Raw genomic sequence first — 13,848 nt, 5'->3', positions numbered from 1 at the left:
AGATTAAATTGGCGGAGAGGGAGGGATTCGAACCCTCGGTGAAATTGCTTCCACAACGGTTTTCGAGACCGTCCCATTCGGCCACTCTGGCACCTCTCCGCAATGGGGAGGTATTCTACGCTTTTTAGTGTGCAATACAATGAGTTAAGTGAGGTTAATCATTTAAAAATTTATCTTTCAGAATTGGCCCTCAATGGTGCTCTCAACGCTGAGAAACGGCCATAAATTCAGTATTTTTTATTTTTAAAAATATATAAAAAACAATAAATTATAAAAAACATACTAAAAAAATAGTTATCTTAAGTCTTTCTTAAGTTTGACTTTTTAAGCTATCTCCAACGTTTGTAGGAGAGCGCTTATGACGAGTCAGTTTCAGGCACCACTTCAGTTGCTCACAATTTCTCAAGAGCATCCCTATCGATCGATGATCGAAGCTTATGTTACCCAGCGTTATCAATGTGCTTTTGACGCACAACTTGAAACTTTTATGCCGGTCTATCTAGCCCTTTTTCAACAGCAGCAGTTGGTTTCGGTGTGTGGGATCCGCTGTGCGGCCGATGAACCTTTGTTTCTTGAACAGTATCTGGATGCTCCGGCGGAGACCTTGATTGCCTCGGCTTTAGGCGAAACAGTTGCTCGTGAACAGTTGATTGAATTCGGTCAGCTTGCCTCTTTTTCATCCGGTTTTTCCCGGGCTCATTTTTATCTGATGGCACGTCAATTACTGACGATGGGATACCGGAGTTGCATTTTTACCGCGACCGGACCGCTATTAGCCCTGATGCAACGGATGCGATTAAAACCACAGATTTTAGCTGCTGCTCATGCGGATGCCGTTGCGAATCCTCAGCAGTGGGGCGATTACTACCAGCATCGACCTCAGGTGATGGGAGGATTGCTGGCTCAAGGCGTTCAATATCTGTATCCCGAGTCTCCCATCGCTTCGTTACGGGAGGTTCAATAATGTGCCTTTTAATCACTCGACTAGCTGCACATGCGATGAATCGTGGCGATTATCCGGCGGTGATTTGTGAGCAACAGGGACAGTTGATTTCAGTTTCTTACTCGCAGTTGTATCAGCGCGTTTTAGATCAGGTGGCTTATCTGCAGGAACAGGCTCCCCATTGTATTGCACTGCGCAGTGAAAACAATCTGGATTGGGTGGTGACGGATCTGGCTGCCATGGTCGCTGGGATCCCGATTGTGCCTATTCCTATGTTTTTCTCAAACAATCAGATTCGGCATATTTTGGCTCAAAGTGGTTGTGATCTGCTTATCGGTGATTGGGATAGTGAGGTGACCGAAGATTATCATCCTTCTGCAGAGAGTCAGGAACAATGGCTGCCGGGAACGGCTAAATTGACCTTTACCTCCGGTTCCAGTGGGATGCCTAAAGGGGTTTGCTTAAGTGCAACCCATTTAGATGAAGTGTGCATGCAATTGGCATCGGTCATTGAGCATCAGACTACCGTGACCAAGCATCTGGTGATGTTGCCGTTATCGACGTTGCTCGAAAATATTACCGGGATTTATGTGCCGTTGTGGCTTGGAAAAACCACGGTGGTACTCAGCGGTGAATCGGTGGGACTGATTGGTTCCAGCCAGTTGGATCCAGCGCGGTTTGCGCAGGCATTGCAACAACATCAACCGCATTCTCTGGTCTTGACGCCTGCGATTTTACAGTTGTTGTTACATCTGGTCGCAAAGCAGCCGCAGTTGGCTTATTCACTGGACTTTGTGGCGGTCGGTGGTGCCCGGGTTTCGGCTAAGTTAATCGATCAGGCGCGTTATTTAGGCATTCCGGTTTATGAAGGTTATGGACTGTCGGAATGCGGTTCGGTCGTGACATTGAATACGCCGTTACATCACAAAGCCGGAACCAGTGGTCAGGTGTTATCTCATTTACAAGTCCGGGTGAATGAACAGCGAGAGCTGGAAGTTTGTGGACCTAAAGCACTGGGATATTTAGGGCAACCGTTTACTGAACCATGGTTAGCCACCGGTGATCTGGCACAGATTGATGCGCAGGGATTCATCACCATTCTGGGACGGCGTAAAAATATTTTGATTACCAGCTTTGGCCGCAATATTTCACCGGAATGGATTGAATCTGAAGCTCAAATTTATCCTGAGCTGAGCCGAATGATTGTCGTTGGGGAAGGTCAGCCGCATTTAAGCGCTTGGGTTTGTCATGCGGATCCGGGTCGGGTTCAGGATGCGATTGCCGAGCTCAACACGAATTTACCCGATTACGCACAGATTAAAGAAATTGGAGTACTGAACCAGTGGCCTGTTCAGGAAGGCTGGTTTACGGCAAATGGACGTCCGGTTCGTCATCGGATCCCTGCAGTGGGTCAGCAACCTTGCCAACACCTACATCAATTATTAGCCGATCATTTAATGATTGGATCTACAACGCCTTTTTATGAGGAAACACTGCGATGAGCTTATTTTTTACTATCCTTAAACAGGAAACCCAAAAAGCACGCGAGCAAATGCTACAGGCTCCGATTTTGGCGGCCTGTCAGCAAGGTCTCATTAATAAGGAAAGTTATCGTCAGTTTCTGACTCAGGCTTATCACCATGTTAAACATACGGTGCCACTGTTAATGGCCTGTGGTGGACGATTGTCTGAAGAATATGAATGGTTGCGACAGGCTATCGGTGAATATATTGAAGAAGAAAGCGGCCATCATGAATGGATTTTAGATGATATCGCGGCTCTGGGCGCTAATGCGCAGATGGTCCGGGATAACCAGGGAGAAGGCCGGGTGGGTTGGCCGATTGAATTGATGGTGGCTTATCTCTATCACCAAATTGACCGACATAATCCTCTGGCGTTATTTGGAATGGTCTGGGTTCTGGAAGGAACCAGCGTCAGCATCGGAGGCAATATGGCTGAGTTGATCCGCCATCGGCTTGATTTACCAGAAGCCGCAATGAGCTATCTGACCTCGCACAGTACGCTTGATCAGGAACATATTCAGCTTTTTGAACGATTGATGAATCGTGTTGAATCGCCTTTGGACCAACAGGTCATCATTGATTCAGCCAACCGGGTTTTTCACCTGTATGGTGAAATGCTTCGTCAGTTACCGGTAGCGTCATCATCTTTGAACGAACCAGTAGGAATTTCCCATGCAGTTAGCGCATAAGACGATTATTTTGACCGGTGCCAGTGGTGGGATCGGTTCTGCCATTGCACATCAATTTGCCTTACAAGAGGTCAATCTGGTTTTAGTCGGGCGCTCACTGGCAAAATTATATGCATTGCAGCGCGATCTTCCCGGTGGACCTCATTATTTAATCGAAGCTGATTTGGCAACGACTGAGGGGCGGCGTCAATTTGATACCCAGTTGACTGAACTTAAAACGCAGGGCGTGAGTATCGATGGCCTCATCAATAATGCTGGTCATTATGAATTTAACTGGTTTGAACGTCGTGGACTCTCCGACATCGAACAGGAGTTACAACTGAATTTAATTACGCCGATTGAAGTGTGCCATATGGTGCTCCCTAACATGAATCGCCCTGGAATTATTTTAAATGTCGGTTCTACTTTTGGGTCTATCGGTTATCCCGGATATAGCTGTTATTGTGCCGCGAAGTCGGGGTTACATCGATTTAGTGAGGCGCTGGATCGGGAATTATCCGGTTTAGGCGTTCGGGTGTTGTATGTGGCTCCCCGGGCGACCCGGACCCCACTGAATCAGCCGTTGATTGTGCAGATGAATGCCTCTCTCGGAAATCGTGAGGATGCACCGGAAACGGTGGCTGAAATTATCGCGCAGATGTTTGTGTCGGAAACTTCAAGTCGTTGGATCGGTTGGCCGGAGAAACTGTTCGCCAAAATTAACCAGTTGTTGCCGGATGTGGTTTCCAGACAGATCCGCCGCCAGTTTCCTACGTTGTCGTTGTATATGGATGAAGTGGGCCATAAAGAGCCGTTACATCTTAATAAATCCGCTCATCACAAGGAGTTATTCCGATGAAAAAATATTGGGTGATTTTCTTAGGTTTATTCACTCTGAGTTATGGGGTGCAGGCACAGTCGCTTTCACCTGAGGCGGAACTTACATATTTGCAGCACCAGTGGGCGGTTTGTCAGTATCAGGTGCATAAAGATAAAGCTCAGCAGAGTTGTTTAACGGATTTGGTGGCCCGGAATCGGCAAGATCTCCAGAACATGCCGGAACATCCGGAAATTCAAGTCTGGCTGGCGATTAATTTGAGTTCGCTGGCGGGGAGTAAAGGCGGTATTGGGGCTTTATCACTGGTCAAAGAAGCTAAAAAACTGCTAGAGCAGGTGATCGATACAGCCCCTTCAACTTTATCCGGTTCGGCTTATACCAGCTTAGGTGCGTTGTATTATCAGGTTCCGGGTTGGCCGATTGGCTTTGGCAGCGATAAAAAAGCCAAACAATTACTCAAACAAGCCTTAAAAATGAATCCGGATGGATTGGATAGTAATTTTTTCTATGCTGATTTTTTACTGGATCAAGGGGATAAAAAACAGGCTAAGCGCTATTTCTTAAAAGCCTTACAGGCTGCTCCTCGTGCCAATCGACCACTTGCTGATCAAGGACGCCGGGCCGAAATCCAGAAAAAATTACAGGGATTGTCATAAGTTATGCGACTACTTTTGGTTGAGGATGACCAGCTTTTAGGCCAGTCGATGGAAACTTCATTAAGCCGCTGTGGCTATACCGTAGATTGGCTCCAAAATGGCGCCGGGGTTCTCTCGGCGCTTAAGATGGAATCATTTAGTTGTATTATTTTGGATTTAACGTTACCGGATATCGATGGGCTGGAGGTGTTGGCTCAATTACGAAAAGCGAAGTTTCAGCTTCCGGTCCTGATCTTAACTGCTCGGGATGACATCGATGATCGAGTGAAAGGGCTGGATGCTGGTGCGGATGATTATCTGGTGAAGCCCTTTGCTCTGGAAGAGTTGATGGCGCGGTTGCGGGTATTGATCCGACGCCAGTCGGGATATAGTGATCCGCTGGTTTCAATTGGTGATTTGACGCTTTCGATGACCGAACAATCGGTCACTTATCAGGGGGAAGTTGTTCGGCTGACTCATCATGAATTTAAATTACTCTCTAGTCTGGTGATGCAGGCTGGGCGGGTTCAAAGTAAAGAGCAGTTACAACAGGTGTTGTACGGTTGGGATGAAGGAGCCGGAGAAAACGCCATCGAAGTGCATATCCATAATCTACGTAAAAAACTGAATGGTTTTCCGATTAAGAATATTCGGGGAGTCGGCTATCTTATTGAAAAATCACCCCAGTAAAATCTATTCTATCAAACGGCGGCTGATTATTTCAGTCGTTGCGGTGACAACTTCATTGCTGATGATTTCATTGGTCTTTAGCTACTTCGAAGCGCGCCATGAAATTATGGAAGTTTATGATGCGCGTTTGGGGCGTTCGGCGAAGCAATTATTGCTGACATTACCGGATATGACCGAAGAACAGCGCCAAAAATTACAGGGCCGTTTGAATCACTGGATGGATGAGCTGACACAGCAGTCCCGAGTGAGTGATGATCGTCTGACTGGGCTGGGTCACCCCTATGAACTCAACTTGCTGGTTCAGTTTTACCGGAACGGGCAACTGATGTGGAACTCTCACTATCAGATTAAACCGGTTTTGGATCATATTCATCAGTCTGGATTTGGCTACTTTAAGCTAAATGGAGAGCGGTGGCGTTATTTCCTTTATCATGCTCCCTTGGTGACATTGGCCCAGAATGACACCATTATTGTGGCTGAAAAGCAGGAGATCCGTCAGGACATGATGCATAAGCTGGCGATTTCCACAACATTACCGATGTTTTTGTTGATCCCGCTATTAGCGCTATTTTTTATCGTTTTAATTAATCGTTATTTTCGTCCGATCAGTGAATTGCAGCAGCGGATTGGGGGATTGAATATCAATCAGCTCAATGAGGTCACGGTCCGTGAATCGACACTTGAACTGGCACCGTTAGTCGATACTTTAAATCAACTGCTGAATCGTTTAAACGAAGCTTGGCAGCGAGAGCGCCGTTTCACTCGGATGGCGGCACATGAACTGAAAACGCCATTGACGATTCTTCGGGTCAATGCCGAAAATGCTTTGTCCAGTCGTACCCCGGAAGAACTGCAACATGATTTACAAAATATTTTGCAAGGAATCGAGCGTTCAGATCGGTTAATTCAACAATTATTGATGTTGGCTAAGGTTGAAGGCATTCGCTCGGTGGATTATCGGTCGCTGGATTTACAGCAGGTTGTCCAACAGGTGATGGCGTATTTGGTTCCGGTGGCATTAAAAAATCAGCAGGAACTGGTTTTACAAAGTGAATCGTCACGGATGGAAGGGGATTTGACGTTACTGGAGGTTTTGTTTTCAAATCTCATTGATAATGCCATTCGTTATTCGGGAATGGGCAGTGAAATCCGGGTTGATATCCGGGATATCGGTGCTGCTTATGAGGTTCGGGTGAGTGATACTGGCCCAGCCATCCCGGAGTCGGTACGACTGCAGATCTTTAACAATTTTTATCGAGCACAACCCAGCCGGGGAGACGGGGCCGGGTTGGGGATGTCCATTACCCGGGATATTGCTAAATTACATCACGGACAGGTTGAACTGTTGCCATTTGATATCGTTCAGCAAAACATGTTCCTAGTGACTCTGAGTAAAAAATCGACTTAAGTTCCAAATTAAAAATAAATCTAATAATTTACTTTCATTTTGGCATCAATCGACTACGGAATCTCTCATATTCCATTTAAACATGTATAAATAACATGTTGTTTAAAAAGCATATTCTTAAAAATTTTTTATCAAATTTATGTCCTGTCATATTTTTTTAAACTATCTTTTATTTAGGGCTGTTTCTTAAGTTTATCTTAAGAGTTGTTTATTACGATATGGGGCTAACTATGGCGGTTGTTATGATGAAGAGAATAATCAACAACTTGCCATCGTTTTATTGAGCCAAGGATCCATAGCTTAAGTTAAGGAGGTAGCTATGCACCAAGCACATACGCGAACTGGCGTGAGCCGAATTATTTATGCAACCCGTTATTCAATTCAGGGATTTCGTTTTGCCTGGAAAAATGAGGCTGCTTTTCGTCAGGAGGTGATGGTCGCTATCCCATTGATTATTATTTCTTTTTTTCTGCCCGTTACTGTGGTGGAACAGATTTTAATGATATCTAGTTTGGTGGGCGTCATCATTTGTGAGCTCCTAAATTCAGCGATTGAGGCTGTGGTGGATCGCATCGGTCCGGATTGGCATGAGTTAAGCGGTTTAGCGAAAGATTTAGGGTCAGCAGCGGTGTTGGTTGCGATCTGTCTGGCTATTCTTACCTGGGTTTTGATTCTGGTCGTACGATGAAATTATTAGCACGATTTCGGTTATCTAATGCCAATATGACATTGGTGTTAGCCACATTTTTCTCTTTAATTTTGAATGTCCCGGTCTATAGTGATCTCCATAAAATATTATCCAGCCTGGATAATTTTAGTATTGGGTTTGCTATTTCCGTTCCGATATTCTTTATATTGGCACTCAATATATTATTTAATGTGTTGAGCTGGCCTTATTTAATTAAACCGTTTTTTATTCTGATCCTGATTGTTTCTAGTTTGCTGAGTTACGCTGAGTTTAACTATGGCATCATCTTTGATAAGTCGATGATCCGTAACCTGTTTGAAACTAACAGCAGCGAAGCTTCGTCTTATTTTAGCGCCTATTCGTTTATCTGGTTCTTGCTGCTGGGGATCCTTCCGGCTTATCTATTGGCGGTGTGGCCGATCAAGCGGGAATCGATCATTATTTTCTGTCTGAAAAAAATCATTTATGTTGCGGCTTCTGTCGTAGGTATTCTGGTGATTGCTTTCTTCTTTTATCAGGATTACGCCTCGGTTGTGCGTAATAATCGCTTTATTGCGGATCGGATTGTACCCACAGCGTTTATTCACAATAGCTATCGTTATCTGAGAAAAGAATATTTTTCGGCGCCGATTCCTTATCAATTTTTGGGAGAAGACGCGCATCAATCTACCGCAGCATTGCAACTGGCACAGCAAAAACCAACCGTATTGATTTTTATGGTGGGGGAAACTGCGCGGGCTCAGAATTTTTCGTTTAATGGTTATGCACGGAATACCACGCCTTATTCGCAGGGCCAGTCGACCTATAACTTTAAAAATGTAGCGAGTTGCGGAACGGCGACGGCTATTTCGGTTCCGTGTATGTTCTCACATATGAATCGTACGAAGTTTGATCGAGATTTGGCCGATCATCAGGATAATGCGATCGATATTATGAAGCGTGCTGGCATCGATCTCCTCTGGAAAGAAAATGACGGGGGGGATAAACATGTGGCCCAAGGGATCCAGAAAGTTGAATTAACGGTGGATAAGAGTAACCCTCTGTGTAATGGACGTACCTGTTATGATATGGCACTGTTGACGGATTTGGATCAGGAAATTAATGCCATGAAGGGAAACCGGGCTATTTTTCTACATTTAATCGGCAGTCATGGTCCCACTTATTTCCAGCGTTATCCGAAGTCAATGGCGCATTTCCAGCCGGATTGTCAGCGAGCCGATATTGAAAACTGTTCGGTTCAAGAGATCGTGAATACTTATGATAATACGCTGCGCTATACCGATTATGTGTTTAATCAGGTGATTGAAAAGCTTAAATCGCTGCAAGATCACTATAATGTTGGCGTGATTTATATATCCGATCATGGCGAGTCATTAGGCGAAGATGGGTTATTCCTGCATGGCGCACCTTACCGGTTTGCGCCGAAGTATCAAACTCATGTTCCTTTAATGATGTGGTTTTCTGATGGCTTGATCCAAGCGAAGCAATTAAATCGTAGTTGTCTTAAATCAGTTGCAGATGAAGGTGGACAGAGCCAAGACAACATCTTTGATTCGTTACTGGGGATTATGGATGTGCAAACATCGGTATATCGACCAGCGCAGGACATCTTCTCTCGGTGTCGGAAGAACTAAATAGCTGTTCTTCGTCTTGATAATGTTCAGTATTCATCTATTCATGAGGCTCCATCGCGGCAAAATGTTGCGATGGAGCTATTGATTGGAATGGACGCCGCCTTCCTCGATAGCGTATTGTCTTTACAAGAGAATGATAAAAGACTGGGTGATCTTGATCCGCAGTCTTGAGAGGCGTTATGAGGGGAGGGAGGTTTGATGCAGATTGATCTTTCTAAAATTGATCACTGGCAACCCAGCCAGTTTGAAGGCATTTTTTTCAGTGTGATCCATCGGCAGGATATTGCTCAAGCGGTCTATGTTGTCAAAATGGCTAAAGCGTGTGCTTTACCGGCACACTCGCATCCGGGATGGGAAAAAATAGAAGTCTTACAGGGAACATTAGCGATTAATCGCAAGCAACTACAGGCCGGACAAAAATTAAAAATTCCTCAGGATAAGGTGCATACGATTGCCGCATTGGAAGATTCTGTTTATGTCGCCCATGCTGAAAAAGAGGGGACCACAATGGCCTGAGCTAAAGGCCGCATCTATCCTGCTTGCAATGCGGGTATCTATCAAAGAAAAGAGCCGCAACAGCGGCTCTTTTGATCGGTGAATCATTTAGGAGCATTAGAATGGAGCATCGATATCAACGACGTCGATCAGTTTGTGGTTTACAAACTCTTTCAGGCCTAAGCCCAGTAACTCCCGGCCATAACCGGAGCGGCGAATACCACCAAATGGCAAATCGGCTTTCACCATGGTTGGGTGGTTGACGAAAACCATCCCGGTTGAAATTTGCTGTGCGACTTCTTTACCATGTTTCAGATCCTGAGTGAAAACGGACCCCCCCAGACCAAATGGAGAATCATTCGCTATGGCAATGGCTTCTGCTTCATCTTTGGCTTTAAAGATTAAGGATACTGGACCGAAGAATTCCCAGTAGTAGGCTGGATTATCTGGTGTTAAGCCAGTCAGAATAGTTGGCTGAACGAACGCGGTATCTTCAGGAACTTTCGGGCCAACTTCAGTTGCGGTTGCACCATGGGCGACCGCTTCTTGAATCTGATGACGCACTTCATCAGCAGCCCCTTTGGATGAAAGTGGCGCCAGAGTAGTGGCTGGATCCATCGGATCGCCGATTTTCAAAGCCGCTACACCTTCTTGATAACCTTTTAAAAATTCATCATAAACATCGTCTACGACAATCATTCGTTTTGAGGAAACGCAGACCTGTCCGCCGTTCCAGTGACGACCAAAAACAGCCCACTGGGTCGTTTTGGGAAGATCGGCATCTTTTAGGATCACAAATGCATCGGCGCCACCCAGTTCCATAGTGGATTTTTTCAGCGCTTTGGCGGCTTGCGATGCGACAATCGCCCCAGCGCCTTCTGAACCGGTCAGGGCCACACCGTGTACCCGGCGGTCATTCAGGATCATTTCGATTTGAGAACGAGTCGCGTACAGATTTTTAAAGCAACCTTTCGGTAACCCGGCATCTAGCATTAGTTGTTCAAATGCATGGGCACATTGGGGAACGTTCGAAGCGTGTTTAAGGAGCAATACGTTTCCGGCCGATAGTTGGGGCGCCAGAATACGGGCGATTTGATAAAATGGGAAGTTCCAAGGTTCAATGGCCAGAATGATCCCTAACGGTTCATGGACGAGTTCGGCTTGGCCTTCGGCTGGATCTTCAACAGGAAGGGGTTCCGGTGCTAAAAGTTTTTCGGCATTCTGGACGTAGTATTCGAGAATTTTAGCGGAGAGTTCAACTTCACCTTCGGCTTCAGCTAAGAGTTTACCCATTTCGAGAGTGAGTAATTTTGCGTATTTGGTGGAATCCTGACGAAGCAAGTCGGCGGCTTTTTGAAGAATTGTCCGACGGGTTTCAAAACTAGTCGTTTTCCATTCGAGAAAAGCGGCATGCCCGGTTTCCAATGCCTGACTGACTTCTTCATCAGTTGCATCCGGAAACGTTTTAATGAGTTCCCCTGTATAAGGATTGGTAGTGGCGTAAGCCATGGCATTCTCCTTTATCTATCTCGTTATTGTTAGGATGCGGTGATTACCTGAGATAATCTTTCATCCATCGTTATAAACAGCAGTCAGACAGAAAGTGAAAGGGGAGAAGCAGCTATAACATGTCGGCCATGTGCAGATAAATGTGGCCAAACACTGCAATTCTATCGGATTCACCACCGCTAACTTTCAGCTTTACTCCTAAGGCCTATTCAGACAGTTGAGATCATGCTTTCAGGCCGTAATTGGGATGAAAACATAGTTCAGAATCAGATGCTCAACCACTGAACATAGAGCACATACAAGAAGTCTTTAAATATATGTGATTATCTTATAAATAACTTGTTAAATACTTGAGCTGGCTCTCGCTTCCGTCATCTTCGCGCGTTAGCGTTATATGGATCATTAAGGCGATGAGGTAGCTTGCGATAGCTTAAACCCACCTATATTAACTGTAACGGTTGTATTTTGTATGACGATGTTTGCAACAGGTTATTATTTGTAGAATAAATGTTTTATTTAAAGTAATGCAACGGAATGAGTTGTAATAAAAAGTTATGAATTATAGCGAGAACTCATGAGTCCCAATGGTAGCTCCAGAAAGATGACGACGCTGCATCGATGCTGCGTGATCACGATTTTCAGGGGTGGCCCGCAGCCGGTAATTTTGTATCGAGAGCTATGGCTTTTCGCATCCCAAAGACGCTGGGTGCTCCGGATAAATGGCATCGGATATGACCTTTGCTTGATCCTATCAGGATGGTTTTTAAGGCTTATCACATTCTGTGATCTTGCCGCTCATTTCTTACAAATAACTTCATCAAATAGCGATCAGTCGCACACCTCTATTTGAAACCGGTTGCAAAGCGATGGGTTCAAATTCATGTTTGAAATCGGTTTCATAAACTTATTCGAATAAAGAGGGCATCATGGCGAAAATAAGAGATTATTCGAAGTTAGCACAGGATATTCTCCAGGAGGTAGGAGGAGAAGCTAATTTAGTCAGTATTAACCGTTGTGCGACCCGGCTTCGGTTAGAGCTTAAAACGTGCCCGGACACGGCTGTTGAACGGATTAAAAAATTGCCGGGCGTGATTACAGTTATTTTGGCAGGTGGACAATTTCAGGTTGTTATTGGAACTCATGTCGGTGATGTTTATGAGGCCATATCTGGATTGGTCAATGTGAGTTTGATGGCCAGTGCCAATGTCGCAAAAAAAGGGATTCTGGATTCATTGATTGCGGCGATGGCAGGCATTTTTGCGCCGGTCATTTATATTTTGGCGGCCGCTGGGATCCTACAGGGGATTTTAATTCTGTCGAAACTGGCTTTCCCGGAATTTATACATACCGGGGCCTTTAATGTTCTTAATTTTATTTCATGGACCCCCTTTAGTTTCCTCCCGGTATTTATCGGGATTACCGCAGCCAAACATTTTAAATGTAATCCATTTATTTCGGTTTTTTGCTGTTGTGCACTGATTAATCCAGAGTGGGCCAAGATGGCGGCTGAGATTGCACAGGGACAATCGATCACCTTTGCTGGATTACCGTTATCTAAAGTGGTTTATACCTCATCGGTATTACCACCGATATTTTTAGTTTGGGGGTTATCTTGGGTTGAACGCTGGGTTGAACGAATTTTACCGGATGTCGTTAAAGCTTTATTTACCCCGTTGATCTGTGTGGCCATTATGGTGCCGTTGACACTGGTCGTGATTGGTCCGGTAACTACAGAAATTGCTACCTGGATTGCGCAAGGATACAACTGGCTGTATGCCTTATTTCCGCCATTGGCGGCTGCGGTTATTGGCGGCGTTTGGCAAATTATCGTGATTTTTGGCGTTCACTGGGGGATCACGCCAGTGGTGTTTGCCAATTTCCAGGTTTACGGTCATGATTCGTTTCAGGCTTTTCAGACTGTTGCGGTTATCGGACAAATGGCGGCGGCCTTTGCCTGTGGATTTCGCAGTCGGAACAAGCTCTTTAAAACCACTTGTTTTTCTGCCGGGCTAACCGGGGTCTTCGGAATTACTGAACCGGCCATCTATGGGGTGACCTTACGACTGAAAAAACCATTTGTCTGCGGTTGTATCGGTGGGGCGGTCGGTGCGGTCGTCGTGAGTTTATTTGGCAGCTATTATTATGTGTATGCCGGGCTTCCGAGTATTTTAACAACGGTGAATGCGATTAGTGCTGAAAATCCCAGTTCATTTATCGGTGAAATAGCAGGCTCGATCGTGGCGATTGTGGTGACCATCATTCTGGTGTATTGGGTGGGATTTGATGATCCGCAACCCGAAGAAGATAGCGTTGAATCTGCGGCGACACCTGAGTCACAAGGTTCTCATGCAACGGCGGTATTAACTTTAGTCAGTCCGGTCAATGGTTCATTAATGGCGTTAGATCAGGTCCATGATGAGATGTTTTCTCAGAAAATGCTGGGGGATGGTGTTGCTTTTACACCAAACGATGGGGTCGTGAAATCCCCTTGCGATGCGGTTGTTTCTTCGGTTATTGATTCACAGCATGCCGTTGGATTAACCAGTGATAATGGGGCCGAACTTTTGATCCATGTCGGATTAGATACGGTAAATTTGAAAGGTCAATATTTTAACACTGTTGTTCACGAAGGCGATCGCGTGAAAACAGGTGATCCATTGATTTATTTTGAAAAAGATAAAATTCAGCAGTCAGGATATGACTTAACGACCCCATTTTTAGTGGTCAATAGTGATGAATTTACGCTCAATCCGATGACGGATGCGCAGAACATCACATTGGGTCAACCTGTTTTACAACTTTCACATTAACAAAGAG

Annotated in this window: 12 protein-coding genes and 1 tRNA gene; 11 read left to right on the top strand and 2 right to left on the bottom strand. The window is 45.2% G+C overall.

Annotated elements, in window-relative coordinates:
* Nucleotides 1-9: 9 nt before the first annotated feature.
* Nucleotides 10-99: transfer RNA gene (locus tag ABUE20_RS11505), tRNA-Ser, on the bottom strand.
* A gap of 259 nt (nucleotides 100-358) precedes the next feature.
* Between ABUE20_RS11505 and ABUE20_RS11500 the strand changes: the two genes are divergently transcribed.
* The 10 genes from ABUE20_RS11500 (at nucleotide 359) to ABUE20_RS11455 (ending at nucleotide 9,543) form a co-directional block, all read left to right on the top strand.
* Nucleotides 359-964 carry a thermostable hemolysin gene (locus ABUE20_RS11500; protein WP_408620073.1) on the top strand — a complete coding sequence of 202 codons (606 nt, stop codon included), beginning with the start codon at nucleotides 359-361 and terminating at the stop codon, nucleotides 962-964.
* Nucleotides 964-2,445, top strand: coding sequence for an AMP-binding protein (locus ABUE20_RS11495; RefSeq protein WP_408620072.1), 1,482 nt, complete (start codon nucleotides 964-966; stop codon nucleotides 2,443-2,445). Before ABUE20_RS11500 ends, ABUE20_RS11495 begins: the two co-directional genes overlap by 1 nt.
* Complete coding sequence (locus ABUE20_RS11490; RefSeq protein ID WP_408620071.1) at nucleotides 2,442-3,155, top strand: iron-containing redox enzyme family protein; 714 nt, start codon at nucleotides 2,442-2,444, stop codon at nucleotides 3,153-3,155. Before ABUE20_RS11495 ends, ABUE20_RS11490 begins: the two co-directional genes overlap by 4 nt.
* The gene (locus ABUE20_RS11485) at nucleotides 3,139-3,993 is read left to right on the top strand and encodes an SDR family oxidoreductase (RefSeq protein WP_408620070.1); all 855 of its coding nucleotides are present in this window, start codon (nucleotides 3,139-3,141) and stop codon (nucleotides 3,991-3,993) included. Before ABUE20_RS11490 ends, ABUE20_RS11485 begins: the two co-directional genes overlap by 17 nt.
* Entirely contained in the window at nucleotides 3,990-4,628 is a 639-nt protein-coding gene (locus ABUE20_RS11480; RefSeq protein WP_408620069.1) for a tetratricopeptide repeat protein, read from the top strand. Before ABUE20_RS11485 ends, ABUE20_RS11480 begins: the two co-directional genes overlap by 4 nt.
* Nucleotides 4,629-4,631: 3 nt before the next feature.
* Nucleotides 4,632-5,297, top strand: a complete 666-nt coding sequence (locus ABUE20_RS11475) for a response regulator (RefSeq protein ID WP_408620068.1) — start codon at nucleotides 4,632-4,634, stop codon at nucleotides 5,295-5,297.
* Complete coding sequence (locus ABUE20_RS11470; RefSeq protein ID WP_408620067.1) at nucleotides 5,278-6,705, top strand: ATP-binding protein; 1,428 nt, start codon at nucleotides 5,278-5,280, stop codon at nucleotides 6,703-6,705. The genes ABUE20_RS11475 and ABUE20_RS11470 overlap by 20 nt, the downstream gene beginning before the upstream one ends.
* Nucleotides 6,706-7,024: 319 nt before the next feature.
* Nucleotides 7,025-7,393 carry a diacylglycerol kinase gene (locus ABUE20_RS11465; RefSeq protein WP_408620066.1) on the top strand — a complete coding sequence of 123 codons (369 nt, stop codon included), beginning with the start codon at nucleotides 7,025-7,027 and terminating at the stop codon, nucleotides 7,391-7,393.
* Nucleotides 7,390-9,027, top strand: a complete 1,638-nt coding sequence (locus tag ABUE20_RS11460) for a phosphoethanolamine transferase (RefSeq protein WP_408620065.1) — start codon at nucleotides 7,390-7,392, stop codon at nucleotides 9,025-9,027. Before ABUE20_RS11465 ends, ABUE20_RS11460 begins: the two co-directional genes overlap by 4 nt.
* A gap of 198 nt (nucleotides 9,028-9,225) precedes the next feature.
* On the top strand, nucleotides 9,226-9,543 hold the full coding sequence (locus ABUE20_RS11455; protein ID WP_408620064.1) for a cupin domain-containing protein: 318 nt from the start codon (nucleotides 9,226-9,228) through the stop codon (nucleotides 9,541-9,543).
* A 96-nt stretch (nucleotides 9,544-9,639) separates the two neighbouring features.
* Here ABUE20_RS11455 and ABUE20_RS11450 read toward each other — a convergent pair whose 3' ends face one another.
* Nucleotides 9,640-11,031, bottom strand: coding sequence for an NAD-dependent succinate-semialdehyde dehydrogenase (locus ABUE20_RS11450; RefSeq protein ID WP_408620063.1), 1,392 nt, complete (start codon nucleotides 11,029-11,031; stop codon nucleotides 9,640-9,642).
* A gap of 926 nt (nucleotides 11,032-11,957) precedes the next feature.
* Here ABUE20_RS11450 and ABUE20_RS11445 point away from each other — a divergent pair.
* On the top strand, nucleotides 11,958-13,841 hold the full coding sequence (locus ABUE20_RS11445) for a glucose PTS transporter subunit IIA (RefSeq protein ID WP_408620062.1): 1,884 nt from the start codon (nucleotides 11,958-11,960) through the stop codon (nucleotides 13,839-13,841).
* Nucleotides 13,842-13,848: the final 7 nt, after the last annotated feature.

It is taken from the genome of Celerinatantimonas marina (assembly GCF_046054165.1).
Lineage (GTDB): Bacteria > Pseudomonadota > Gammaproteobacteria > Enterobacterales > Celerinatantimonadaceae > Celerinatantimonas.
Note: the sequence above shows the minus strand (reverse complement) of the source record. Positions and strands in the feature narration are given on the sequence as shown.